The organism is Spongorhabdus nitratireducens, from assembly GCA_947387575.1.
Classification (GTDB): Bacteria; Pseudomonadota; Gammaproteobacteria; order Pseudomonadales; family Endozoicomonadaceae; genus CANDOC01.
Map to the genome: position 1 here is coordinate 1 of CANDOC010000006.1, position 26,646 is coordinate 26,646.

A 26,646-nucleotide genomic window follows, 5' to 3' on the forward strand; every position below is an offset into this window, starting at 1 on the left:
CTCGCCGATGGTAGTGTGGGGTCTCCCCATGTGAGAGTAGGTCACCGTCAGGCTCTTAATTAAAAAGCCCGATAGCTAGCGCTATCGGGCTTTTTTCATTGCTGAAGAAAAATAGTTAAAAATAAAAACCGGCAGATAAGCTGCCGGTCAAACATTACGCACTTTTAATATACGCGTACTCTTCTTCCATCTGTTTGGTTATTTCATCACTGACAAAGCCGGTTACAGCCTTGCCAATAATCGGAATGATTGAGCTGGCTTCAATGCGAACCTTATTTACACAACCTTCTTCAGTGGGGCAGAGTCGCATTTCACCCTTGATCTTTACCGGTACGCCATCCAGTTCAACCTGCAGTTTACACAAACGGCTACCGTCTGATTCCTGAGTCCAGGTTTCCCGCTGACGTACCTTGTTCCACTCACCCAGCAGCTTGAATAGCGTCGCTGGCTGGTGCTTCACGCAGCAAATCGATCTTGGTGGTATTACCACATTCGGATTTGGACTTCTATTGATTTACGATATCAATTTTATAGATATAATTTACGCTGTAACCTGAAGCAAAGATTTATATGCTTCTAAGGTTTGATTCAAAACTCTATCGTTAGAATACTTTGATAGAATTAGACGTCTACCCTCGATACCCATCTCTTTCATTGTTTCAGGATTATTTAATAAGTAAGTTATTGCTTCTTCCAGTTCGGGTATAGAGTTCGGATTAACAGTGAGTCCTGTTTTTCCATCTATTACTGCCTCTTTACACCCAGGAACATTAGTCGTAATTACTGGTTTTTCACAGGCCATTGCTTCAAGTATGGTTCTTGGTAAACCTTCTCGTGTCAGGCTCGGTTGACATATTAAAGTCGCTGAAGCCATTAGTGTGGGCATGTTTTTTACGTTACCCAGCCATTCTATTTTTCCTTCGTTTTGCCATTTCTTTAACTGATCTTCAGAAAGGTTACCAGAGGCTATATCGTTATCAATGGCTCCAGCAACTAACAGCTTGATTCTTAAGCCTTTTTTTCTTGCTTTTTCTACGGCGCTTATTAATACGGTAATTCCCTTGTTTTCGTAAATTCTTGATGCGAAAAGGATTGTTGGAATGGCTGGTTTTTGATTAGCTAAGGGCTTAAAAATATTAGGGTCAATACCAGCTCCTGCTGTAATGACTATTGATTGATTACTTAAGCTGGTATGTTTTTTTATAAAAAATGCGTCATCCGAATTTTCAAAAAGTAATTTGCTTTTATTGTCTTTATAAATCAATTTTATAAGTATCAATATTATTTTTTTTAAAATCTTAGATTTTTTGTTATTTGATATAAAAATAAAGCCTAACCCAGGAAAGGTGGCTATTTTGGGTAGCGAATACACTTTAGCTATTAAGCCGGCATAAATATTGGGTTTTATAGTTACTGTATGAATAATATCAGGTTTGATGGTTGACATTATTCTGAAAATGGAATTAACGCTTTTTAATTCAGAAAAAGGGTTGATGCTTCGTCTGACAAGAGGAAATGGATGAAGTATTACACCAAAAGACTTTATTTTTTCAATATTGCTTTTGTCAGTGATAGATGTTGCAAGATGTACTTCTATCCCATTTTGAATAGCAAAAGAAGCTCTGGCGGTCCAGTGAAGCAGAAAGTAAGTATCTACATTAATTACCAGTAACAATTTTTTTGCATGGCTCATGCTGATTTATTCGTTTTATAGAAATTATTACTTGTATTTAACTAGCAGTTTATCACTTATGTTCGACGAATGATAAGAGCCAAACAAATAATGTCAGGTCCTTATCATTCATCTATATGGTAACTATGAGCCACTATTTTTCTGAAAAATGCTTGGCATTTCTGGCATTTTGTCCATGTTATGTTTTATCCATTCTGCTGTTTTAGTAAGACCCTCCTCAAGATCCACTTTTGCAGTAAATCCGATTAAGTCAGTTGCTTTATGGGTGCTTGGTATTCGAAGTTCTATATCAGCAGACAGGGCATCGCGGAAAATAATTTTTGATTTAGACCCCAGTACACGACAGATAGTTTCTGCTAAGCCAAAGATGGTTGTTACCGCACGTGCATTTCCAACATTGAAGGATTCACCTACAGCTGCTGGATGCTCAAGCCCTTTCATGATCGCATCGACCATATCATCAACGTAACACCATGCCCTTATCTGGCTACCATCACCAAAAATATAAATATCTTCATTCATGAGGGCTTTTCGAATCATAATCGAAATCGCACCCTCTCCCATTTGTCCGGGACCATATATGTTAAATGGCCTGACTGTGACTGTCGGCAAAGCATGTTCGCGATGATATGCGTGGGTCAAGTGCTCTCCTGCAAGTTTACTCACAGCATAGGACCATCGAGCTTCTCCTACAGCTCCTGTGACTGTTTGATCTATCTCTTCAGCCTTAAAAGCGCGGGAGCCGAACACTTCGGAAGTTGAAAACTCAAGAAAGCGTTCAATACACCCGGTTTGGCGAGCAGCCTCTAGAGCATAAGCTGTACCGAGCATATTAATTCGCATGGTTTTTACAGGATTTTTTACTGTATTATCAATTCCCGCTATAGCTGCAGCATGAACAAAAATATGCGAATCTTTTGCTGCTTTTGTAATAGCGTCCTGATCTAATATGTCGCCTTTGACCTTACTAAGGTTCGGGTGATCTGCATAGGTCGTTGTAGATATTGTGTCACGGGAAAAGTTGTCATATATCGTGACTTTATTTTTATCCAATAGTTTTCCGGCTAAGGTTGATCCAATAAAACCGGCACCGCCCGTAATAAATATTTTTTTACCTTCGATCATCTCGCCACCTTATTGTGATTGGGTTTAGTTTTGGCAAAGTTACGTATGCGGTCAGAAAAACCTTGCTTATCAGCTAGTTGCAAACCTTTTGCTCCGTACTTTGAGATATAGTCACTTAACCCCTGGCGCAGGTTGCTTTCTGAAATGCAGCATCCATGAAGATAGGTAGCCTCTCCGGGAGACAACCACCAGTTATCAGGGGGGGTAAACAAAGCCCGTAGATAGTTTTTTGCAATTTGTTCTGGTTTCCAGTATTTAGATACAAACTCATGCATTTCTCGAGCTACTTGGGATCGTAGATCTTTGTTCGTAACCAGTTGAAAAAGTGCAGTATCAAGCTCATCAGGATGACAATAGTATGTCGGAGGGAGCTCGACAGGATTCATCCACTTTTTCCACTCTGTGCTGGCATATCCGCATACAAGAACCGGTTTTGATAGCCAAGCTGCTTCTGTAGCCAATCCCGGCATTGCATAGTCTGCATAGACTTGATCAACGATCAAATCTGCTCTGGAAATTTCTTCGATAACTTTGATGTTGGGAACACCTGAAAGTTCGATATAATCAATCTTTAGTCCTTTTTTTATAAGTTTTTCTACAGACTTTCGAATAATAGGCGTGCCTTTTGCCTCAGGCCTGCTGGGACAATGCAATACTCGTATATAATTTTTTTTATTATCAGTTTTATCATTAACAATTGGGTAGTTATATGGATAACAGCATAATCCAATATTTAACCAATTAATATATCTTTTTTCACACAGTTGGGCTTGCGGAGGAATGTTGACGACGATGTCTGCATACCTCTCTGTTATACGCATTACCTTTTTCTTTATGTATGTGGCTTTATATAAGGACTTTAGAGGTAGTAGCTTGCCTTTATTGTATGCGCCATCAAGGTAGGGTGCTCTTGAATCACATCCATGCATCTGATAAATAATTTTCTTCCCGAACAGCTTTAATATAGGCAGATCAAGAAAAGCCATAAAACTGCGGTTGGCACAATATATGTAAATATCATGATGAGGTAGTAATCTAAAAAAAAGTATAGATTGCAAAAAAAACTGCAGAACAGAAAATAGGATCTTGGATACTGGGTTCTTCGCCTTGCGCCTTTTAGTATCAGTTTTTTGTACTTGTCTGATTGGCCATATCTGATCATCCAAGTCGAAACCGAAAGAGTGCTCACTTAAGTTTATAAAAGTACATTTTAAGCCAAGCCTCTGAAAACCCAATTTCAGGCCTTTATAGTGACCGGCAACTTCAGACAGTCCTATCAGCAATCTAGGGTGTTTCATAAAGGATCCGTCTCTTCTTGAAATTTTTCTCAGCCTGTTTGGCTGCCCTGGCCATGGTGTTTTTTACTCTCTCTTTGGAATGCTCTTTTTTTACCCATTCTCGAGATAGTCTGGATAGTTCACGCAATTGCTGTCGGTCATAATATAGTGAAGATATATGTTCAAAAATATCGTTATCTTCAGATGCTGCGAGAATGGGGGGGTGATCTTTAAAGCACCAGGAATTTACGCTTTTGTCGTAGGATGTAACTACAACGGCGCCGCATGAAAGAGCTTTTGGGGTGATTAAACCGAATACACCTAATTCGTACTGATCAAGAACAATGTCCGTAGAGCTAAAGTATTTGATAAGACCGCCTTCTGAGACAGGTTTTATCCATTTTACAACATCTTCAATTCCCAATTTTTTACAATATGACTTACTTTCTTTCACTTCCTGACCCCAGCCAGGAATAACAAGTTTTACATCCATACCATTATTTTTACACTTTTGTATGGCTCTAAAATACTTATCATTACCCTTAACGGCCCAATTTTGTCGAGCTGGAGCAAATAAAACGAGAGTATTGCCTGAAACCTCGAAAAGCTTTTCGCGAGCAAGATCTCTTGCTTGTCCAGTCAGAGGTTTGTAACGGTCTTCATCAATAGGATGAGGGCAAAAATCATATCTTTTTAGCCCTAACTCGAGAGCTTTTGAGCGAACATCAGGATTTGTAATAAGTACAAAGTCTGCTTCCCGATATGATTGGGCTAATAACTTTCCTCTTGAGGATCCTTCAAAAGGAATATCTCTCATTGTTCCTATTTCAATGGCCACGTATGGCTTATTATGATTTAGCAGCATATATATAGGAGATAAGACATAGGCAAAAACAATATCTGCGTTAGCGGTGGCAATTTTCATCCATCGTACGTGAAATTCATATGTTTTGCAGTCTTCTTTCTCAATCTCCCATTTTTTGCCATATAGTTTTGAAACTTCTATTGCATAATCAAAACCTGTGTTGGTCTTTATTTTTTGTCTACTAAAAAAGATGAAGCCATTGAAGTAAAAGTGTTTTAAAAACCGAACCATAAAAGTAGGAAGCTTCCTGCTATATGGTATTGCTTTGAATATGAATTTTTCTGCGATATGGTGAAAAAAAGACTTTTTTATAGAGTCTTTATGAGTTACTTCTTTTTTTGAGTTGACTAGTTTCTGCTCTATTTCATTTTCTTTATTGAGCAAGAGATTAAATAATGATCCAGAATGGTACCATTTTGGGCGTTTATAGTCTTTTAGGTTTGCACTATTTGAGTAGAAATTGTTTTCATCTGGAAAATCTTCAGAATTCAAATCCAAATCATCCCACTCTGGCTGGCTCATGATATGTGTAATATCGTGGCAGTATAGCTCTATCTGGCATCCAAACTGGTTGAGGATTTTACAGTTTTCATAAGCTACATTAGCAATGTTGCATGTATGAGCTGTAGTTATCTTTCTGAGGTATTCGCTGTTCTTAGACATTATTGCTGTACCTCAGATATCCTCTGAATATAGTCATAAAACTGTCCAGATTTCAGTTTTATAGAATACTCTTCTGATGCCTCAGCTTCTTTCGTTGTTAACCAGTTATATAAAGATTTATCTTTTGGCTTGTTTATACTATTTATTAAGTTTCTAAAAACGGCTAAAAAATTACTCCGACTAAATAAATTCCTACTTAAAAAGAAGCGTCTGAACCCCTCTTCTTTGCTAACTATTTGTTCTGGCATATCTGGTCTGTCTATATAGACTTCGAGCGGACTGATACCATTAAGGTATTCTGTTGCTGACTTATTAACTCCCTCAAAAGTTACATTATCTATAAAGATCAGATCGATAACACCATAGTCGCGACATCGTTCACTGTTATATATAACATTCCAGATGTCTGTGACTGATTCGCAAACTATTTGTACGTAGTCGTATTGGCCTTTCTGTTCGAAACTAGGCCTTTCAGTAATATTGAATAATTCAGATATATCTTTAATTAATGGGGGGTAAGAGTCTGTCCCATTTTTATGGTTTTTAGAGCTTATTATCGCACCCTTATTAAGTGAAAAACTTGAAGGAAGAGATTTAATGCTCAGAGCCGATCTTTTCAGTATGTCAATACTTCTGTTTGACACTACACTGTCATAGAATGATGCGACGCTTAATAGATGAGACTCAATATCATTAATTGTATTGTCTAAAAGAGATTTCTTTTCTGTTACTGAAAGTGATACACCAGTGTTATCATTTTTTTTACCAATAGTGACAATGTTTAATCCAGGTTGTCCATCAAGAGATTTTTCCAAATCCTGTAGAGGTACTCTGTAATTTTCATCGAGCAACATATCATAAAAATATGATATCTTCTGGTTTGTAAATAAATGCTCTATTCGGAAATGCTTTCCGAATATTTCAGGCATTGTGGCATAATCAAAATCGGTATGATAGTCATGCTCTTCAGGTTCAATTATGGCTGAAGTATTGTTTGCAATATGTATAATATTTTTCAGGCAGAGGTGAAGAAAGCCTAAAAGTGGATTTTTATATGAAAAGTTTCTTTCGTTAGGTTCTCGGCAAATAACCTTTCCTTGATCTTTTAGTACACGATGTATTTCAACTAAAACATTATCTACATTTGGGAAGTGGTGCAGCATACCACTGCATAATACTATATCAAAGTAACCTTCTGGAAAATCAATGTTTTCAGCATCGCCAACCTGGAATGACATTTCAGGATATCGTCTAATTGCTTCTCGCACCATGCTTTCTGAAATATCAATCCCGTAATATTCAATTTCTTCTATTATTTTCAAGTGTCGAACCATTGATCCTGGTCCACAACCTAAATCAAGTATTCTTATTTTTTTTTCTTTATTGTTTAAGCTGCTAATGCTATCTATAACGATATCTGTAAGATATTCGTCCATTATTTGATAGCAGACTGCATCATGATACTTGGCATCATAGATGTTGCCATATTGTGCTTCATAGATGATCTCGCAGCGTTTCTGTTTTAAAGAGTCAAATTCAGTTATATTACTTCGCTCAAACCCGAGTATTTTTTGCTCTAGTTCATCCCAGCTGATTTCATCAATTGTTTTTGAGTTGAAATCTAAAGACAGCAGTTCTTTCTTAATTTCTTCAGAATCAGCAATAATGTAAGAAGCCTTTTTTAATGCATAATGTAAAATCCGGAAACTTTGATTTTCTTTACTGTTTAATATTTTTATTGTCTGCTTGGTGCAGCAAGCTATATATCTGACCTGTGCGTGAAGCATAGGTATTGCTGATAGCTGATCGAATGCAAAGATGCAGTCGATATCTAAAGTATTCTTCTGTGCAATCTGTTCTGCTATAAATTTATGCCGATAAATGCATTTTTTATCAAGTACGTATTCTTTACCGTCTCTTTTAGAGTCGTTTATCAGTAAATTAATCCATTCATCAGATATTTTTGTGTTAGATATGTCTAATATTTCTTCAGGATTAACAGTTTCAATATCAGAGCTTTCTCGAAGAGTGTTCATACTCTCTGTGTCTGATTCTTGAAATATTTTTGAGTCCAGGATAATAGTAGTGCTTGATGCCACGTTATCATCTATATAAGATTCTGAGGCATTAGATATAGTGCTAATATCCTTTAGTATTAGTGATTTCATACATTTATAGATTTGTTTTGGTTTGTGTTAAGAGCATGTTCATAGATAAAATCTTTGACCTTATGACAAGGCGACCAGTCTAGGTCTTTCTTTATTAAGCTGTTGTCAGAGAGCATATCACCAATATCATTATCTCCCTGAATGCACTTCGCATTTTTGTTGAGTGCTTGGGAGTATATGTCAACGATTTCTTGAAATGATAATATCTCATCACCACATAAGTTATAAACTTTTAGCCCTGAAGGCTCCTTTGCCAGCAGTTTATGTAAGGCTGATATTATATCGTTGCAGTGCAAAGGTTGAATTTTTGGAGCTCCATCAATATTCAGGATCATTTCTTTTTCCTCCATAATGCTGTTTTTTATGAAGGTAAAGAGTCCTTTCTTTTGAAAAAGCGAAAATGGAAAGTATAAGCGTAAAATTGTACAGGGGATTGCATATTGGTCACAATACATTTTTACAAGGTCTTCACCTATCCGCTTTGTGTGGCCGTACACACCAAAGGGGGTTAGTCTGGAGTCTTCGGAAAAGAAATGTTTTTTTCTATACCCATAAACACCGCCCGTTGATATGAAAATAAAATGCTTTGCTTTTGAAATTCGTGCGAGTTCAAGAAGCTTTCTTGTAACCTCTACATTAGCCGTCCAGTATTTATCCAGGTCATGCTCGTTGATTGCGGCAGCGGCGTGAATAAATGTAGGTGAATCAGGAAACTTGCAATCTAATATTGATTCGTCGTGTAATTCAGGGACAATCCTTTGCTCTATTTCAGGCGCACCTTTTGATTTCCTTCTATTGATAGCAATTACTTTATATGTATCATGAAGAGACTTGGCAATTTCGCCACCGATCATGCCTGTTTGTCCAGTAAGTATGACTGGTTTTTTGTTAGTTTTGCTCATAGCTCTCTACTTCTATTAAGGACTCCATGTCTACCAAGCCATTTATTGGAGTATGATTCTTGATACTTATGAGGATCGGTGTGTCAGAAAATAATCTGGTTATAATTTTCTGATTTTGTCTTACTTCAGTTGCTCCGGCTCGAATTAGATAGGAACCTGGGGCGTAACGGCATTTAAACTTGAAATTAACAACTTTGATTTCACCTTTTTTAGATGAAATCTTGACTCCTTTTTCATACGTGGTATCACCAAATAGCACAATACCCGTATCTCTTTGAGCCCTGAACCCTAAGTTTAAGTTATCAATGTCTTGCCTGAAAAGATATTGAATACGGCAGGTGTAGTGCAAATTCTGGCATAGCTCTTTCACTGGTTGGCCTTGCATATCCAGAAAAGATAGATCTTGAAGGTCTATTCCATCTCCTGACTCTAGGCAGGTATTCTGAAACTGGCTGTAGTCGCGATGCGAGGTTGTGGAAGAATCAGTTTGTTTTGACTCTTGCTTGTTACTGGTGACCTCAATACGAGAACCTCTTTCATTACTTAAGAGTTTCTCGTATAGCATGCCAACTTCTTTAACGCTTCCTTGCTGAAGTAAGCGTCCTTCGTGCAACAATAAAGCACTTGTACATACTTCGTATATATGTGATAGAGAGTGAGTGACAAGCAGGACTGTTGAGCCGCTCTGGCAAATCTCTTTTAGCCGGGTCATGCATTTCTCTTGAAAAAGAGCATCACCAGTAGCTAATGCTTCGTCTACGATAAAAATATCAGGGCGAATGCACATAGCAGTGCTAAAGGTTAGTCGGCCTTGCATGCCGCTGGAATATGTCTTGAATGGATGATCGATTACAGCTTCAAGCTCGGAAAAAGCGATAATCTCCTCCATTTTTTCACTGATTTCTGATTTGCTCATGCCGAGGCACATGCCACCCATTATGATGTTTTCCCGACCTGTATACTCTGGATGGAATCCTGTACCTAATTCCAATACTGCAGAAAGCTTGCCATTTATCGTAGTGCTTCCCTCGGTGGCATCAAGTGTGCCAGCTAATATCTTGAGCAGCGTGCTTTTTCCTGCACCATTTCTGCCTAAAATACCAACAACTTCTCCTCTTGGGATATCAAGGGATATTTTGCTTAAAGCCCATTTTTTTTCATGCTTTTTTTTTCTTGTTATTGCCTCCGCAAACATATCAACTGGTGCTTTGTAGTACTTGTAGCATTTTGAAACTGAGTTGATGCTTATAGCGATATTATTATCTTCTTTCATACGAAGTTGGCCAGCATATGTTTGATTTTACTAAATAATAAGGCACCAACCCCGTATGTTGCTAAGCAAAGGAGTGGCCATGCAAACCATGACGTTGGATGTTGTAACTCACCATAAAAGAAAACATCTTGATATACCCATATCATATGGCTGAGAGGATTGACATCGAGGGCTGTTCGCATCCAGTCAGGAACCATTTCAGGAAGATATATAATGGGCAATAAGTAAAGACCAATGGTTGAAAGTAACTGTACTATGTCTTTTATATCCCTGATAATTGCTCCGAGTATGGAAAATATAAACGCTATTCCTATCAGGAAAAAAAGTTGTAATACCAATAGTGGTAGAAGCATTATCCAGTTCAGTGTTGCATTTCCTGTATCTATAAAGACATATACCATATATAGCACCCAGAAAATTAGCTGGCTAAACATGGTGGATATGACATTTTTAATTGGTAAAACTTCTACTGGAAAGACAACTTGCTTCACAAGAGCTGTATTACTGCTGATGACGACGCAGCTTTTGCTCAAAACATCTATAGCTCCTAGCCAGGGAATGAGTCCTGCAAGTAGGTAAGCGCTATAATCCAGAGGCATCGCTTTGTCGAAGCGAAGCCCGAAAACAAGCCCAAAAACGACAATGTATACACACATTAAGAATGCTGGATGTAATAAAGCCCATACACTTCCAAGTGTTTGTCCTGCATACCTATCCGATACTTCTCGTTTGGAAAGCTCATATACTAGCTCGCCATAATCTCTGACAAACTTGATAGTTAACATTGCTGATCCTGTAATTGACCTGGAAGCTGATTCGTATGCCTTTTTGTTCTCCTGAGTGACTTTCATTCCTTAAATATTTCATATATCGAGATTTATTTAAGGTTGAAAGCCTAGCTTCAGTATTTATTAACGTTAAAAATCAATGATTACTACATCTGATCAGTTGTTTGATCTGTGGTCAATAGTATTGGTTGAGTTTGCTAGTCGAAATTATTATTTTGTCAAGATTTTGGTGTCAGGCCTCAAACTTTATATCTTCTATAGTATTGTGTTCGTCTTCCCCCTTTATATGGGATTAGACAATGAAATATCCTTTCTTCTCCAGCCATATGGCATAACTTAACAATTATATTTATATGATATTGCGGCTGAGTTTGCAGCCAGTTCGTGTGTCTCTCACTGGTCACTTTGTAACCTTCATTATGTATGCTTCTGGCTAATCTCATCGTTCAAGTAAATAATTAAGTAATACTTATTGTGCTTTTATATTCTTAGAACTTATATGACCCCAGATAATCTGACTTTATTACAAGATCATTTAGCCTTAGTAGGCAGTTTGGACTTCCGGTCTACCTTGATAATTTCAGGAGAAGTGGCTTGGTGTCGAGAGACGGCCGAAACCGTTTTAGCTCATTTTGGCTGGACCGATTGCCTCAGGCTATCTGATCAAGAGGAAGCTGGCACGGCAGACATTTTTGTCGTGCCAATGAAAAAAAGTCGTTCTCTGCTGGGACAGGAGTGTGATGCGTTATTTTTTGATGCACACAGCGGTTTTGATGCTGACGCTTTTGGTATTGCCGCGGGGCTGATCAAGAAAGGCGGCTTGCTGATTTTATTGACGCCGGCATTTGATGCCTGGACTCAAGCTGAAGATCCTCAGGCTAAACGACTTGCTGTTTATCCCGAAGCCAAAAACCGTGCAGATAACAATTATATCCAACGGCTGTTAGATATCCTTTCTGAAGAACCTTCAGCTGTTGTATTCAAACAATCTGAACAGATACTGGAAACGCCAGAGTCATTGCCTGCTCCAGCTGCAGGCCAATTGGAAACCGGTGGGAGTATAGAAAGTGAAGACCCTGCCTGTCTGACCTGTGATCAACAGCAAGCTGTTCAAGCCATCATTAAAGTAGCCCGTGGGCATCGTCGCCGGCCTCTGGTGTTGACTGCTGATAGGGGCAGGGGCAAGTCTGCGGCATTGGGTATCGCTTCAGGCCGGTTGCTGGACGATGGCTGCGGAACCATCATTGTGACAGCCCCCAGTAAAGATGCTGCCAATGTTATCTTCACTCAGGCTGAGGCCAATTGTAAAAAGCTGGATAGTCGTCTCCGGTTTATGGCGCCGGATGAGCTGATGCTGGAGCAGCCGGATGCTGATCTGGTGCTGGTTGATGAAGCCGCTGCTATTCCGGTCCCTGTTCTGACCAAACTGCTCAAACGGTATGCCCGGATTGCCTTTGCCTCAACGGTTCATGGTTATGAGGGCGCAGGCCGGGGCTTTGCGGTTCGATTCCAGAAAATACTGGATGATATTACTCCCCAATGGCGAGCAATGAAGATGGAACATCCTGTCCGCTGGGCACTGGGTGACCCGCTGGAACAGATGACATTCCGAATGTTGCTGTTGGATGCTGCACCGGCTGATATTTCTGGTTTTGACTCACTGGTTGCTGGAGATTGTGAAATTCAGAGGCTGAATCGTAAACAGCTGGCCAAAGATGAGCCACTGTTACGACAGATCTTTGGGTTGCTGGTGCTGGCACATTATCGAACAAGCCCTCAGGATTTACGGATTCTGTTGGATGGCCCCAATATCAGTGTGATTGTGATGCGCTATCAGGGGCAGGTTGTTGCGACAGCCCTGATTGCAGCAGAGGGTGGTATCGATTCAGAGTTGGCCGAAGCAATCTGGCGTGGAGATCGCCGGGTCAGAGGCCATTTGCTACCACAAACACTGGCCCATCATGCCGGGTTCCCCGATGCTGCGAGCCTTAAAGGTGAAAGGGTTGTTCGAATCGCGGTTCATCCTGAGTTGCAGGGAAAAGGTTTCGGTAGCCGGCTGGTTAAGTATCTTGCTACCCGTGCTGCCAGCAGCGGACTGGATTGGTTTGGTACCAGTTTTGGAGCTTCCCCGGAAGTTGTAGGGTTCTGGCAGTCCTGCAATCTGCAACCGGTCAGGGTTGGAATTACTCGTGAAGCATCCAGCGGCAGCCACTCTGTGGTGATGATACGGGCACTGACGCCGGGATCACGGCAGGTTTTTGAGGCGATGAGACGCCGCTTCAGTGAAATTTTGCTTGATGACCTGGGTGGGCCGCTGGATAAAGTTGAGATTGAAGTTGTCTGGCAACTGTTCCGAGGTTTGTCATCTTTGATTAGCCAACCTTCTGATGTTGACTGGCGTGATGCCCGCTCATTTGCCGAAAGCCGAAGGGGACTGGATTTGTGCCGGCTGGGTATTCGGCGAATTCTGACCGCATTTCTGGCCGCAGATAAGCAACCTGAAATGACATTCTCCGGGTTATCTGCAGCGCAGCAGGCGCTGATTATGAAAGTTTTCCAGCATGCCCGCTGGGATGAACTGGCGCGTTTTCTTGAACTGACCGGGCGCCGACAGGTTGAACAAGCGCTGCGGGAAGCGATGAAAGTCTGGCTGGAGCAATATCCGCCTGCATAATATTCCTCTCTCAAAGGAGCCGCTTCAGGCTCCTTTTCTACCTTGAGTCATGCTACATTTTCCCCGCCTAAAAATAACACTGGGGTAATGACCCGTGAAATTCCGTCCCTGTATTGACCTCCATAACGGTAAGGTAAAGCAGATTGTCGGCAGTTCTCTGTCCGATGAAGATAATTCTGCCAAGGTGAATTTTGAAAGTGACCGCTCTGCTGCAGATTTTACCGAATTGTATTGTCGGGATAATCTACGGGGAGGCCATGTTATCAAGCTGGGACCGGGTAATGAGCAGGCTGCTGCGGAAGCACTGGCTGCATGGCCAAAAGGGTTACAGATCGGCGGCGGAATAACCGCTGATAATTCAGCGGAGTATCTTGCTCTTGGGGCTTCCCATGTGATTGTTACTTCTTATGTCTTCAGGGACGGTAAAGTCCATCGAGAGAATCTGGAGCGACTTTTTGCTGCGGTAGGAAAGGACAGACTGGTACTGGATCTTTCCTGCAAGGAAAAAGACGGCAAGTATTTTATTGTGACTGACCGCTGGCAAAAGTTTACCGATACTCAAATCACTGCAGAAACATTGCAGGAGCTGGCAGCATACTGCGACGAATTTCTGGTTCATGCCGCTTCAGTAGAAGGGCTGATGGCTGGGCCTGACTTGCGACTGGTGAAACTGTTGGCTGAGCATTCTCCTATTCCTGTAACTTACGCCGGCGGTATCGCTTCACTGGACGATATCGAGGCGGTCAGGGAAGCGGGTCAGAACCGGATTGATATTACGATTGGCAGTGCGCTGGATATTTTTGGTGGCAAGCTAGCGTATGACGAGGTTGTACGTTGTTGCTCTGACTAAATCTGATCAAATTGGATGGTTTTGTTTTACCAGGCACCAGATTTCCTGCAAATCTGAAAATCTCTGATACGCTTATCTCACTTGGTACGGCTGGGTTATTGCAGTCTGCACGGCGCCAGATGAAATAAGAGCCTGATGAAACAAAAGCCGGATAATAAAATCCTGAAGGAGCCGAGCGAAGGCACAGAAGAAGGTACGAAAACAGTACCGGCTCCATCTGTTGTATCGCGTCGACATGTTGTTGCAGGCTTGTCTGTCGTGATGGCGGGTACGTTGCTGACAGGGTGTGGCACGCTGATACAGCCCGGTGGTATGGCTTCGGGAGAGGTTTCTACGGCGGAAGAAGCATGGCGACAGTCTTTGCTGCGGGAGATTCATGATATCGCTCGCCAGTGGCCGGAAATGGATGACCGTACCCGCCAGCAGATAGAAGATCAGGCAATAAATCCGTTACGGGACAATGAACATATCCTGATTGCCGGTTTGGATCAGTATACCCGCCCGGTAGCTATCGAGTTTCAGGCCATGTTTGAACTGGCTCTGAGTCGCAGGCTGCAGCACAGCCTTGTAAAGTCGGTTACGCTGATTATCCATACTGACCGACCGGCAACACCCCTGTGCCATCCCAAGGGACAGGTCTTTGCAGATGCACTGCCAGAAGCCATTCGTAATGACACTCGAAGACTCATGACAATTCTGAACCGGACTGTAACTTTGCGGTCTCTGTGTTCTATGGCACAACCGGAATTTCGCTGTATTACTGCATGGAGTCGGGGAGGAACGGGTCAGCTGGCTGCTACTGAGCGGAAGATGTTTGAACAGGCCATTGCCGACAACAGTCTGCCAGGCTTAATCAATATGCCCCTGGAGGCCGCCAGCATTCCTCCTGAGCTCAGTGGCGCAACCTGTATTGTGACAGGGCAGGGAGGCGAGGAAATTGTTTTTGCCCTTAATGGTCAGCAGGTATGGAACAGTGAACGCAATGCGGTCTGGCAGTATTGGTTCGGAGGTCGAAGACATGAACGCATTAACCGTCACTTGAGCAGACTGGATCACTTTCTGCAGCAGGCTGGCATTACAGTGCCTCAGCTGGGTGGAAGGGGGCCCGCAGTATGAATATAAGGAAGATTCTGCAAGTTTGTCATCACTGTAAGCCTGGGCAGCAGTTGTTCCGGGTGGCTGGTTTGTGTCTGCTATCCATCATTCTTATGACCGGGTGTGCCCGTCATCAGGAGCCTATACAGCCTGTTCAGCAGGAGCTTGCCGGTTGTGAGGCCTGTCAGGGCGAAGCTGAAGCCTTGAGGCAGGGTATGCTGAATACTATTTCCGAACTGGTTTCAGCAGATAACGAACTTGAAGAGTGGCAGAAGCAACAGATTCAGGCACAGGCTATTCTGCCATTACGCGAAGACAATACGGTTGTTGTAACGGGTATTGACCATCAAATTGAACCGGTTGCCCATGCGGTTGCCAGTGCCTTTGAACAGGCTGCAGAAATACTTTCCCGAGATGCTGACAATGCTCATCCGGATCAGGAGCACCCGCTTCGGTTTGAGCGTCTGTCTGTACACTCAGGGGAATCTGGCAAGGTTGCCTGGGTTGTATTGTCAAAAGAAGGGGTGAAGCTGGTTTTTGAAGTTGAAGAGCAAAAAAGCTGCAGCCGGTGTGACAGTGTGATCTGGAATTACCGCTTTGGTTGCAGTCCTGATGCGCCCGTTATTTTACAGCAAGAGCAGTAATTGAAATGCTGTCAGGCTGGCACCTCCCCCGGCACTCGCCTCGAAATAAATCAGTTATTAGCAGTTTATTTTTTAATGCCGTCGATTTAGACTGACTACTTCCTCATGATGTCCATAGAGTCTATGTATTTGAGTCGATCAGCAATACTTTGCCTGACCCGATGACACAGTATTAGTGATGCCCGATATGAGTGTTTCCTTTAACCAGCTTGCTCCATCCAGAAGACACAAGGGTCTTGTTGTCATTCTGTTTCTGGTGATGCTGGTAGGGATGTTGTTTTCAGCAGTCACCACTCATAGCTTGCAGTCTCACGTTATGATCGAAACCCGGGGACAGCTTTCTGCTGCGCAGCAGATCATCCATGTACATGAGATCAGCAGTACAGACAGTACTTATCTGTCTCACTCCCACTCTACTCCCCACGGGCACAGTGAACTGTATCAGCAGCGCTCGATCAGTGACTACCTGAATCAGCTGTCCCGAAACACCTCCCGGCAGTATCTGGCTTATTGCCTCAGCCTCTATCAGCAGATTCTGCAGGAACCCCCCGAACGCCCTCCGCAACCATTCGCGGTTTCTTGATATTCGGCCGCGAAAGCGGGCCGCACACTTTTTAAATTTTCAAGAATCCATTGGTGGAAGCTTAATATCGTGTATTCCCTTATTTCTGCGGGAAGGGATAACCCTGCCCGAACAACAGCCTTCTGGTGGCTGCTTGCATGTGCTCTCATATTACTCTCGATTCCTGATTCGAGCTTTGCCCATGGTGTAGCCGTGGGTGACCAGGGTTATATTCAGGAGGTAAGCGGAGTCAAAGTACTGCCGTTTATCTACCTGGGAGCCAAGCATATGGTGACGGGTTACGATCACCTGTTGTTTTTGTTTGCGGTTATTTTTTTCCTCTACCGGCTGTCGCACATAGCCGTCTATGTCAGTCTGTTTGCCATTGGTCATTCCACGACACTGCTGTTGGGTGTCTATCTGGATATTCAGGCCAATGCCTACATTATCGATGCCATCATCGGCCTTTCTGTGGTGTACAAGGCGCTGGATAATCTTGGTGCCTATCAGCGCTGGTTTGGCTTTCAACCCGACACCAAACTGGCAACCCTGATTTTCGGCTTTTTCCATGGCTTTGGTCTTGCGGTCAAGATTCAGGAGTTTGAACTCTCGGCGGATGGTTTGCTGCCAAACCTGATCTCTTTCAATGTGGGTGTTGAAATTGGTCAGATGCTGGCACTGGGGATGATTCTTATTGTGATGGGGTACTGGAGAAGGCACAGGTTTTTCTTTCGTCAGGCTTATTTATCCAACGTCGCCTTGATGACAGCCGGCTTTATGTTGACCGGTTATCAGCTTGTCGGCTTTGCCGTTTCCTGATGCACAGAATTTTCCTGAAATTTTAACAACTCCAGAGAGATCATTATGTTTAATACAGATTTACCGTCACGTGCAGAATTGCCTTCCAGCCGTCAGCTGATCGTTTCTACCCTGGGTGCCATTGGTGTGGCTGCAGTTATTCTGGTTACCACTATTCTGCCGGCTGAATACGGTATTGATCCGACCGGTGCCGGGCGAGTGCTGGGTTTGACTGAAATGGGCGAAATCAAGGTATCACTGGAACAGGAAGCTGCACAGGAGCCGGTTGAGGCTGTATCGGTAGTTGCAGCGCAGCCAGCACCTGTTGCGAGCAAACCTGAGATCAAGCCAGAGCCGAAGCCTGAAAAGCAACCTGAGCCGGTGATCAAGGGCAAGCAGGATCAGGTGAGTATTACCCTGGCCAATGGTCAGGCGGCAGAGCTGAAACTGGTAATGGATAAAGATGCAAAAGTTGCTTACCAGTGGACAACCGAGGGGGGCAATCTCAACTTTGACACTCATGGTGACAAAAAAGGCGTGTCCTACTTTGGTTATAACAAGGGCAAAAATGTACCAGGTGACAACGGTGAGCTGGTTGCTGCTTTCACCGGTTATCATGGCTGGTTCTGGAGAAACCGTTCCGGTGGCAGTGTAACCCTGACCCTGAATGTTGAAGGGGATTACAAGGATATCAAGCGAGTCAAATAAACCATAAAAAAGCGGGTACCTTGTGGGGTACCCGTTTTTATCTGAGCCAGGAGACTGTGACTACAGGGAATTACTGACCTGAGGTAATCACATCTTCATGACGGGTATAGGTTCTGTGGACATACTGTTCAATCATGTCCTTGAACTGCTGACTGATACCTTCACCATGCAGGGTTGTCACCTTTTCACCATCCATAAAGACCGGTGCTGATGGGGTTTCGCCGGTGCCAGGCAGGCTGATGCCGATATTGGCATGCTTGCTCTCACCCGGGCCGTTGACGATGCAGCCCATAACCGCGACTTTCATCTGCTCCACACCCTTGTAGGATACAGCCCACTCACTCATCTTCTTGCGCAGGAAACCATCCACATCATCGGTCAGCTCCCGGAAAAAGGTGCTGGTAGTCCGGCCGCATCCCGGACAGGAGGTAACTTCAGGGGTAAAGTTGCGAACACCGATGGCCTGCAGAATCTGCTGGGAAACAATCACTTCTTTATCACGGGACGCACCGGGCTCCGGTGTCAGTGAGGTGCGGATGGTATCGCCAATACCGTTCTGCAGCAGAATACCCATGGCAATACTGGAAGCGACAATACCCTTGCTGCCCATACCGGCTTCGGTCAGACCGAGGTGGAGGGCATAGTTGCAGCGCTGTGCCAGCATGTTGTAAACCGAAACCAGATCCTGAACCCGGGAAACCTTGCAGGAAATCACGATCTTGTCTTCACCCAGGCCACGGGCTACCGCAGCATTGGCACTGGTAAGAGAGGACAGTACCAAGGCTTCATGCAGAATTTCTTCCGAACTTTTCGGACGTTCAGCCTTTGAGTTCTCATCCATCAGCCGTGTGGCCAGCTCTTTATCCAGGCTGCCCCAGTTAACACCGATTCGCACCGGCTTGTTGTGGCGGATGGCAACATCAATCATGGAGTTGAAGCGGTCATCCTTTTTGTTGCCGAAGCCCACATTACCGGGGTTAATCCGGTATTTTGCCAGTGTTTCGGCACAGCCCTGGTATTTTTCCAGCAACATATGGCCGTTGTAGTGGAAGTCACCGACAATCGGAGTGTTATAACCCTGCTTTTGCAGGATCTCGTAGATTTTTGGAACGGCAGCAGCGGCTTCTTCAGTATTAACGGTAACCCGGACAATTTCGGAACCGGCATCCGTCAGCAGTTTGATCTGGTCAACGGTACGATTGATATCGGCCGTATCGGTATCCGTCATGGACTGAACGACCACAGGCGAACCGCCGCCCATGGTGATATTACCAACCTTGACGGAATGGGTGTTATGTCGACTTTCGATCAACTTGTCATCCTCGTAACAGGGGCTTGGAAACCAGGCTGCATGCTTTCCGGTCTCCGAGGTTGTTTTTCATCAGTCCTTTAACTCTTTCCCCTGCTTACATCATGTGATGTGAAACAGGAATACACTCTTGCCCGGCTGATGGTCATGATAGTCATAATGTACAGCAGCCAGCAGGGTTGCTTTGCTTTCAGTCTGATAATCCAAATACAGCCAACGATTATAACGCAAATCAGCGATTTCGCTTGTGGCTGTATGGGGCTGATAGCCGTTCCGGCATAAAAAAGGCCGCTTTCATATGAAGCGGCCCTGATTTTCTCGCAGATGGAACAGAAAAAGATTAAACCTCTTCCTCCTCCCAGTTGCGGCTGCGCTCTACGGCGCGCTGCCAGCCACGGTAGCGTTTTTCACGCTGCTCTTCTTCCATGGCGGGTTCAAAGCTGCGGTCGGCACTGATATTTTGCTGCAGATCTTCGGTGTTCTTCCAGTAACCAACAGCCAGACCTGCCAGATAAGCAGCACCGGCAGCGGTGGTTTCAATCACTTTCGGACGGACAACCTGAGTATTCAGGATGTCGGACTGGAACTGCATCAGGAAGTTGTTGGCAACAGCACCGCCGTCAACATTCAGCTGGTTCAGTGGCAGGCCGGAGTCTTTCTGCATCGCATCCAGTACATCGCGGGACTGATAGGCGAGAGATTCGAGGGTTGCACGGACAATATGGTTACGGTTGGCGCCGCGGGTCAGGCCAACAATAGTACCGCGAGCATAGGAATCCCAGTAAGGTGCGCCCAGACCAACAAAGGCCGGTACAACATAAACGCCGTTGGTATCCTTGACCTTGGTAGCGAAGTATTCGGAGTCGGCAGCATCACGGATCAGGCCCAGTTCATCCCGCAGCCACTGAATGCTGGCACCGGCAACAAACACAGAACCTTCCAGCGCATAATTCACCTTGCCGTCCAGACCGTAAGCGATGGTCGTCAGCAGGCCGTTCTCGGATTTAACCGGCTCTTCGCCAGTGTTCATTAACAGGAAGCAACCGGTACCGTAAGTGTTCTTGGCCATACCTTTTTCCAGTGCCAGCTGACCGAACAGGGCCGCTTGCTGGTCACCGGCGATACCGGCGATCGGTACCATTTTGCCGTTCACACTGGCTTCACCATAAACTTCGGAACAGGACTTTACTTCCGGCAGCATGGAGCGTGGAATATTCAGTGCTTTCAACATCTTCTCATCCCATTCCAGGGTCTTGATGTTGAACAGCATGGTGCGGGAAGCGTTGGTGTAATCGGTGACGTGAACGCGACCTTCAGTCAGCTTCCAGGTCAGCCAAGTATCGATAGTACCGAACAGCAGGTCTCCATTCTCTGCCTTTTCTCGTGCGCCTTCGACATTGTCGAGAATCCAGGCCACCTTGGTGCCGGAGAAGTAAGCGTCGACAACCAGCCCGGTATTTTCGCGAACATAGTCTTCCAATCCGTCACGCTTCAGCTGTTCGCAGATGCTTGCAGTACGGCGGCACTGCCAGACGATGGCGTTATAAACGGGGCGACCGGTGTTTTTGTCCCATACGACGGTGGTTTCGCGCTGGTTGGTAATACCGATGGCGGCAATTTGCTCCGGCTTGATATCTGTTTTAGCCAGCACGCCTGCCAGTACGCCACGCTGGGTAGACCAGATTTCCATCGGGTCGTGCTCAACCCAGCCGGCCTGCGGGTAGTGCTGGGTGAACTCCTGCTGGGATACACCGACAATTTCACCGTTGTGATCAAAGACAATAGCGCGGCTGCTGGTAGTGCCCTGATCCAGAGAAAGAATGTACTTGTCTGTTGTGCTCATTATTCAGTCCGTCAAATCTTATAGGATGTTTGATGCCGGAAGTCGCTTCCAAATGGAAAGGGTGACTTCCTTCAGAAATTATTTGGATGCCAGTATTTCAGCAACAGATACGTCACCCTGAGCCTTGGGATCTTCACGCAGCTCACAGCCGGGTGTTGCACATTCCTTCAGATCCAGCTGGGTTTCAATACCGCGGGTGTAGATGAAAGCACCCAGACAGGCACCGATAACCGGGGCAAAAACAGGCACCAGGAAGTAAGGGATATCGCGGCCACCGGTCAGGGCAATTTCACCCCAGCCATTGAAGAAAGCAAACAGTTTGGGGCCAAAGTCACGAGCCGGGTTCATGGCAAAACCGGTCAGCGGGCCAAAAGAGGCACCGATAACGGTAATCAGGATACCGATCAGCAGCGCGCTCAGGGCTCCCTTGGGCGCACCGTTACGGTCATCACCCAGTGCCAGCACGGCACACATCAGCAGTGCGGTAATAAACACTTCTACCAGGAATGCCTGACCGAAACTCAGGGTTTGCATGGCATAGGTAGAGAAAATACCTGCAGTGGCCAGACCTTCAGGGCTGTTGCGAACCAGATTATGAGCCGCATCAAACTCGGCAAACAGCGGCTGATACATGGTGTAAACCAGTGCAGCACCAACAAAAGCCCCCAGCATTTGTGAACCGATATAAGGCAGTACCTTGTGACGTTCAAAACCCTTGAACAGGGTCAGGGCAATAGTCACTGCCGGATTGATATGAGCGCCGGATACACCACCGGTAACGTAAATAGCCAGTGCAACACCCATCCCCCAGGTGATACTGATTTCCCACTGACCGAAAGAAGCACCAGCGAGAACAAGAGAGGCAACTACGCCAACGCCAAAAATTATCAGCAGGGCTGTACCCAGAAACTCTGCAAAACATTCACCCGGTAGTGTATTTCGGCGCATGGTGTTCTCCGTTTTTATCGTAATGCACAACCAAAGTTGGCTAGCTGGCTGCGTAAAAAGTAATGAACTCGGGGCGTGTTTTATCAGAGATGTTTGTTTTTGTTGTTTGATGTTTGTCAATGAATGAGTTGCTGGCAGATCGAAATTTACAGTTGTTCTGCTTTAGATCATGAGAGCGTTTTGTCACTGTTCAAGTTGAAAAATGTTTTGTTCCGTATCAAGAAATCAGCACCGGCTGAGGAGTAGCATGGGGAGCTCAGCTTAACAGGCGTTAAAAATATGAGACGGATGGAGGCGGATGTTGTCGTCATTGGCGGGGGGGCAACAGGAGCTAGTGTTTTTCGTGACTGCAGCCTGAGGGGAATGCAGGCCATTCTGGTGGAGCGGGGTGATATCGCCAGTGGCACCACCGGGCGCAACCATGGTTTGTTGCATTCGGGGGCTCGCTATGCCGTTACCGACAGCCATTCAGCCAGAGAATGTATCTCTGAAAACAAAATCCTGAAACAGATTGCCGGTCATTGTGTGGAAGCTACAGATGGCCTGTTTATCTCGTTGCCGGAAGATGGTCTCGATTTTCAGCAGCAGTTTATGCAGGGCTGTGCAGATGCCGGTATTCATGCTCAGGAACTCTCACCCAAACAAGCCCTTCAGCTTGAGCCTGCGGTGAATCCGGCACTGATCGGTGCTGTACGTATTCCTGATGGTACCATTGATCCGTTTCGTTTGACCTCCGCTACCATTCTCGATGCCCGCGAACACGGCGGTGCGTTGCTCAATTACAACCGGGCGGAAGGCTTATTGATCGAGCAGGGAAGGGTACAAGGCGTTCGTTGCCGGGATCTGCGTAATGGCGAACAATTCGAGATTCGCTGTCAGGCCGTAGTCAATGCGTCTGGAGCCTGGTGTCATGAAATCATGGAGTATGCAGATCTTTCCGTGGATATGTATCACTCCAGAGGAGCCCTGTTGATTATGGGGCACCGGATGAATGGCATGGTGATTAACCGCTGCCGCAAACCCGGTGATGCCGATATTTTGGTGCCTGGCGATACCGTCTCTGTTATCGGCACAACATCGACCCATGTCGGTCGGGATGAGCTGGAAACGCTGGAAGTCACTGCAGACGAAGTCAAAACCCTGCTGCAGGAAGGCAGTAAACTGGCACCTTCGATGCTGGATGCCCGTATCCTGAGAGCATATTGCGGGGTACGACCATTGGTTGCGGAATCTTCTTCCGGTGGAGACCGCTCTATCAGTCGTGGGCTGGTGGCCATTGATCATGGTGAACAGGATGGCTTGCCCGGGCTGGTCACGATTACCGGCGGGAAATTAATGACCTGTCGTTTGATGGCTGAAGTCGCAACTGACAAGGTGGCTCGTCTGTTGAATATCAGTGTCCCCTGTGAAACTGCAAGCCGGCCTTTACCGGGTGCCCATCTGCCTGAACCTATTGGTCGCAAAATGCGACAGGGTCAAAGCCGTTACCGTTTGCCTGACTCTTCCCTTCCCAACAGTATTGCCGGTTCTGCAGTCTATCGTCACGGTGACCGGGCCCGCAGCTTTATGCAGGAAGACGATCACCATAATAATGCCGTCGTCTGTGAATGTGAGGTTGTTACCCGTGGCGAGATTCTGTACGCCATTGAAACACTGAATGCTCGTTCCATGTCAGATCTGCGGCGTCGTACCCGGGTAGGAATGGGACCTTGTCAGGGGGAAATGTGTGCCTGTCGGGTTGCAGGGTTGCTGGCGAGCCAACAGGAAAACGGTGATGAAGTGCTTGGCAGTTTGCAGGACTTTGTGAATGAACGCTGGAAAGGAATTCGTCCGGTACTCTGGGGGGATGCGCTGCGGGAATCCGAGTTCAGTTACTGGGTTCAGGAAAGTCTGCTGGGGCTGAGCTCACTGCAACCTGAAGGCAAAGCCGAAGATAACAGGGATCTGTACCATGAATTATGACTGTCTGGTGATCGGTGGAGGACTGGCCGGTCTGACTACCGGAATACGCTGTGCAGAAGCCGGCTTGAATGTAGCTGTTATCTCCTCAGGTGAAAGTGCGCTGACTTTTTCTTCCGGAGAAATCGATGTGCTGGGAACGGATCTCTCCGGTCGTGCAGTGCAGAATCCATTCACTGCATTGGAGTCACTGGTTCAGCATCAACCGGATCATCCTTATGCCCATGTTGGTACGGGAAATGTTGCCAAGTCACTGGACTGGTTTCAGCGGGAAATAGCAGAAGCCGGGCTGCCAATGGTGACTTCCGGAGGTCTGTGGGATAACCATTGGCGGCTGACAGCGGCCGGCGCATTGCGACCGTCATGGTTGAGTCAGCAGTCTGCAGGTGCCTTGCCCTGGGGGCTGGAAAATATCCAGCGGGTTGTGTTTGTCAGCTTTACCGGTTTTCTGGATTTTATGCCAGAGTTGGCGGCTGCAGGGTTGAAAACCCATCCGGTATTCCAACAGGCAGAAGTCCAGAGCCTGAATATCGAATTGCCATTGGAGCATGGCAGGGGGGCAACAGCGGATACTATGAGAGCTCCGCAGCTGGCAAGAGCTATTGGTGAAAGTGATGTGGAGTTGATTTGCACTCGGTTACTGGAGCAAGTCAATGACGCTGATCTGGTAGCACTGCCGGCTTGCTTGAGCGCCGGCCGCAAGAACTGGCTGACAGTTCTTCGCCGCCGTACTGGATTGCGGCTGGTGGAGGTTGCCACCATGCCACCTTCGGTGCCCGGAATAAGAATGTTAAGCGCGCTGAAACGAAGGCTGACAGCCGTGGGTGGATTTATGATCCCAGCCATGCCGGTGATTACCGGTGATGTCAGCTATGGCCATGTTGCTTCAGTCCAGACGCCGGATGATGAACTGCATGCGAAACAATATGTACTGGCTTCGGGTAGTTTTTTTAGTAAGGGACTGAAAAGTCATGCTGCTGGCGAAATCAGTGAGCCGGTTTTCGGGCTTGATATTGATGTTCCGGAAACGTTAAGTGGCCAGTCATTTCTGGTGCCGGAAGGGCATGGTTTCAATCGTGCCGGAGTCCGGGTAAACGTCCAGCTACAGCCCTCGCTGAACGGTACAGTCATTGAAAACCTGCATGTAGCAGGCTCTGTCCTGGCCGGTTATGACCCGGTCATCGAGGGTTCCGGCGGCGGTGTTGCCATCAGCACCGGCTGGATGGCCGCCAATGAAGTAATTAAGAAGGTTGCTCTCCCATGAATCTGTTAGTGGCAACGGACCGTTCATTTGACAGCTGTCTGAAGTGCACCGCCTGTTCTTCCAGCTGCCCGGTCGCGGCAGTACTGCCTGACTTTCCCGGACCAAAACAGTGTGGTCCTGATGGTGAACGGCTGCGGTTGAAAAGTCGCGATTTTCTTGATGTAGCGCTGAAGTACTGTACTGGATGCAAGCGCTGTGAGGTTGCTTGCCCATCGGATGTTCAGATCAGTGACATTATTGCTCAGGCCAAGGTGAAGTATGGTGAGGATAAGTTCAGGTTACGTGAGTTCCTGCTCAGTCATACTGACTTGATGGGAGCCCTGACCCGAGGATCAGCTGATCTGGTCAACAAGCTGACCGGAACCAGTGTGGTGAAATTCGCCATGGATAAAACGCTGGGTATCGACCGGCGGCGTCAGTTTCCCGCTTATGCTCGCCAGAGTTTTCGTAGCTGGTACAAGCAGGTTGAGGAAAAACAGCACATCTATGCCCGTCAAATCAGCTATTTTCATGGCTGCTATGTCAACTTCAATGCACCTGAGCTGGGACAGGATCTGGTCACTGTACTGAATGCAATGGATATCGGAGTGAAGTTGCTGGCAAAGGAAAAATGCTGTGGCGTGCCGCTGGTTGCCAATGGCTTTCATAAAAAAGCCCGCAGTCATGCCGAATTTAATACCCGTGCCTGCCATACTGCCCTGAAACAGGGCAGCGAATGCATTGTTTCGACCTCGTCTAGCTGTGCTCATATGCTGCGGGAAGATTATCCGGCCATGCTGGGGCAGAGTGAACAGCAGGTACATGAACATATTATTTTTATTACCCGCTTTCTCTCTCATGAGTTCCAGCTGGGCAACAAACCTGAAATGAAACCTGTTCGGCTGAAAGTCGGTTATCACAGTCCCTGTCACCTGATTCGCAGCCGGGGTGTTTTGCATACTCTGAATATATTGCGGGAAATTCCCGGGCTTGAATTGCATCAGCTTGACTCCAACTGCTGTGGAATTGCCGGCACTTATGGTTTCAAGAAAGAGAATTACACGACTTCACAGGAAATCGGTCAGCCGTTGTTTGACCAGATTGAAGCGGGAGAGTTTGATTATATTGTTACCGATTGCGAAACCTGCAAAATGCAGATTGAAATGAGCACTTCCCTGCAGGTATTGCACCCGGTGACCTTGCTGGCAATGGGGATGAGCCGCGGAAAATAACAGCTCAATGAAATCGCGGTGGATTTG

The 26,646-nt window shown here is 45.7% G+C and carries 22 protein-coding genes; 10 read left to right on the forward strand and 12 right to left on the reverse strand.

The genetic code is table 11. From position 1 onward, the window contains the following. Positions 1 to 154 precede the first annotated feature (154 nt). From ACYZZ0_RS11900 to ACYZZ0_RS11940, 9 genes are all read right to left on the reverse strand, one after another. On the reverse strand, positions 155 to 460 hold the full coding sequence (locus ACYZZ0_RS11900) for a DUF2505 domain-containing protein (RefSeq protein ID WP_461536850.1): 306 nt from the start codon (positions 458 to 460) through the stop codon (positions 155 to 157). Between the two features lie 81 nt (positions 461 to 541). Beyond that, positions 542 to 1,693 (reverse strand): glycosyltransferase family 4 protein, encoded by a 1,152-nt coding sequence (locus ACYZZ0_RS11905; RefSeq protein WP_461536851.1) that lies wholly within the window; start codon positions 1,691 to 1,693, stop codon positions 542 to 544. A 123-nt stretch (positions 1,694 to 1,816) separates the two neighbouring features. Continuing rightward, positions 1,817 to 2,818: an NAD-dependent epimerase/dehydratase family protein gene (locus ACYZZ0_RS11910; RefSeq protein ID WP_461536852.1), complete on the reverse strand. Its 1,002-nt coding sequence runs from the start codon at positions 2,816 to 2,818 to the stop codon at positions 1,817 to 1,819. Further along, positions 2,815 to 4,116, reverse strand: coding sequence for a hypothetical protein (locus ACYZZ0_RS11915; protein WP_461536853.1), 1,302 nt, complete (start codon positions 4,114 to 4,116; stop codon positions 2,815 to 2,817). The genes ACYZZ0_RS11910 and ACYZZ0_RS11915 overlap by 4 nt, the downstream gene beginning before the upstream one ends. Beyond that, positions 4,103 to 5,623, reverse strand: a complete 1,521-nt coding sequence (locus ACYZZ0_RS11920) for a glycosyltransferase (RefSeq protein WP_461536854.1) — start codon at positions 5,621 to 5,623, stop codon at positions 4,103 to 4,105. Before ACYZZ0_RS11920 ends, ACYZZ0_RS11915 begins: the two co-directional genes overlap by 14 nt. Then, a complete protein-coding gene (locus tag ACYZZ0_RS11925) occupies positions 5,623 to 7,791 on the reverse strand; it encodes a class I SAM-dependent methyltransferase (RefSeq protein WP_461536855.1) in 2,169 nt (722 codons plus the stop codon). The genes ACYZZ0_RS11920 and ACYZZ0_RS11925 overlap by 1 nt, the downstream gene beginning before the upstream one ends. Next, entirely contained in the window at positions 7,788 to 8,693 is a 906-nt protein-coding gene (locus ACYZZ0_RS11930; RefSeq protein ID WP_461536856.1) for an NAD-dependent epimerase/dehydratase family protein, read from the reverse strand. Before ACYZZ0_RS11930 ends, ACYZZ0_RS11925 begins: the two co-directional genes overlap by 4 nt. Beyond that, positions 8,680 to 9,966 carry an ABC transporter ATP-binding protein gene (locus ACYZZ0_RS11935; RefSeq protein WP_461536857.1) on the reverse strand — a complete coding sequence of 429 codons (1,287 nt, stop codon included), beginning with the start codon at positions 9,964 to 9,966 and terminating at the stop codon, positions 8,680 to 8,682. Before ACYZZ0_RS11935 ends, ACYZZ0_RS11930 begins: the two co-directional genes overlap by 14 nt. After that, positions 9,963 to 10,751, reverse strand: a complete 789-nt coding sequence (locus ACYZZ0_RS11940) for an ABC transporter permease (RefSeq protein WP_461536858.1) — start codon at positions 10,749 to 10,751, stop codon at positions 9,963 to 9,965. The genes ACYZZ0_RS11935 and ACYZZ0_RS11940 overlap by 4 nt, the downstream gene beginning before the upstream one ends. Positions 10,752 to 11,253: 502 nt before the next feature. On the opposite strand from ACYZZ0_RS11940, the gene ACYZZ0_RS11945 reads away from it, so the two are divergent. The 7 genes from ACYZZ0_RS11945 to ACYZZ0_RS11975 all read left to right on the forward strand — a co-directional run bounded on the left by ACYZZ0_RS11945 (position 11,254) and on the right by ACYZZ0_RS11975 (position 18,085). After that, positions 11,254 to 13,428, forward strand: coding sequence for a tRNA(Met) cytidine acetyltransferase TmcA (locus ACYZZ0_RS11945; RefSeq protein ID WP_461536859.1), 2,175 nt, complete (start codon positions 11,254 to 11,256; stop codon positions 13,426 to 13,428). A 94-nt stretch (positions 13,429 to 13,522) separates the two neighbouring features. Beyond that, positions 13,523 to 14,278, forward strand: a complete 756-nt coding sequence (gene hisA / locus ACYZZ0_RS11950) for a phosphoribosylformimino-5-aminoimidazole carboxamide ribotide isomerase (protein WP_461536860.1) — start codon at positions 13,523 to 13,525, stop codon at positions 14,276 to 14,278. A gap of 135 nt (positions 14,279 to 14,413) precedes the next feature. Continuing rightward, a complete protein-coding gene (locus ACYZZ0_RS11955; protein WP_461536861.1) occupies positions 14,414 to 15,394 on the forward strand; it encodes a hypothetical protein in 981 nt (326 codons plus the stop codon). Further along, complete coding sequence (locus ACYZZ0_RS11960) at positions 15,391 to 16,017, forward strand: hypothetical protein (RefSeq protein WP_461536862.1); 627 nt, start codon at positions 15,391 to 15,393, stop codon at positions 16,015 to 16,017. The genes ACYZZ0_RS11955 and ACYZZ0_RS11960 overlap by 4 nt, the downstream gene beginning before the upstream one ends. Positions 16,018 to 16,204: 187 nt before the next feature. Beyond that, positions 16,205 to 16,600 (forward strand): hypothetical protein, encoded by a 396-nt coding sequence (locus tag ACYZZ0_RS11965; protein ID WP_461536863.1) that lies wholly within the window; start codon positions 16,205 to 16,207, stop codon positions 16,598 to 16,600. 129 nt (positions 16,601 to 16,729) lie between these two features. Next, a complete protein-coding gene (locus ACYZZ0_RS11970) occupies positions 16,730 to 17,398 on the forward strand; it encodes a HupE/UreJ family protein (protein ID WP_461537154.1) in 669 nt (222 codons plus the stop codon). 45 nt (positions 17,399 to 17,443) lie between these two features. Beyond that, positions 17,444 to 18,085 (forward strand): transmembrane anchor protein, encoded by a 642-nt coding sequence (locus ACYZZ0_RS11975; RefSeq protein WP_461536864.1) that lies wholly within the window; start codon positions 17,444 to 17,446, stop codon positions 18,083 to 18,085. A gap of 70 nt (positions 18,086 to 18,155) precedes the next feature. Here ACYZZ0_RS11975 and ispG read toward each other — a convergent pair whose 3' ends face one another. From ispG to ACYZZ0_RS11990, 3 genes are all read right to left on the reverse strand, one after another. Then, positions 18,156 to 19,397, reverse strand: a complete 1,242-nt coding sequence (gene ispG / locus ACYZZ0_RS11980) for a flavodoxin-dependent (E)-4-hydroxy-3-methylbut-2-enyl-diphosphate synthase (protein ID WP_461536865.1) — start codon at positions 19,395 to 19,397, stop codon at positions 18,156 to 18,158. 337 nt (positions 19,398 to 19,734) lie between these two features. Continuing rightward, entirely contained in the window at positions 19,735 to 21,237 is a 1,503-nt protein-coding gene (glpK, locus tag ACYZZ0_RS11985; RefSeq protein WP_461536866.1) for a glycerol kinase GlpK, read from the reverse strand. 78 nt (positions 21,238 to 21,315) lie between these two features. Then, positions 21,316 to 22,185: an MIP/aquaporin family protein gene (locus tag ACYZZ0_RS11990; RefSeq protein ID WP_461536867.1), complete on the reverse strand. Its 870-nt coding sequence runs from the start codon at positions 22,183 to 22,185 to the stop codon at positions 21,316 to 21,318. 279 nt (positions 22,186 to 22,464) lie between these two features. Here ACYZZ0_RS11990 and glpA point away from each other — a divergent pair, with 279 nt between their 5' ends. The 3 genes from glpA to glpC are packed head-to-tail and all read left to right on the forward strand — an operon-like array spanning position 22,465 to position 26,619. Further along, entirely contained in the window at positions 22,465 to 24,147 is a 1,683-nt protein-coding gene (gene glpA, locus ACYZZ0_RS11995; RefSeq protein WP_461536868.1) for an anaerobic glycerol-3-phosphate dehydrogenase subunit A, read from the forward strand. After that, entirely contained in the window at positions 24,137 to 25,408 is a 1,272-nt protein-coding gene (gene glpB, locus ACYZZ0_RS12000; RefSeq protein ID WP_461536869.1) for a glycerol-3-phosphate dehydrogenase subunit GlpB, read from the forward strand. Before glpA ends, glpB begins: the two co-directional genes overlap by 11 nt. Continuing rightward, positions 25,405 to 26,619, forward strand: a complete 1,215-nt coding sequence (glpC, locus tag ACYZZ0_RS12005; protein ID WP_461536870.1) for an anaerobic glycerol-3-phosphate dehydrogenase subunit GlpC — start codon at positions 25,405 to 25,407, stop codon at positions 26,617 to 26,619. The genes glpB and glpC overlap by 4 nt, the downstream gene beginning before the upstream one ends. The last annotated feature ends 27 nt before the right edge of the window (positions 26,620 to 26,646 follow it).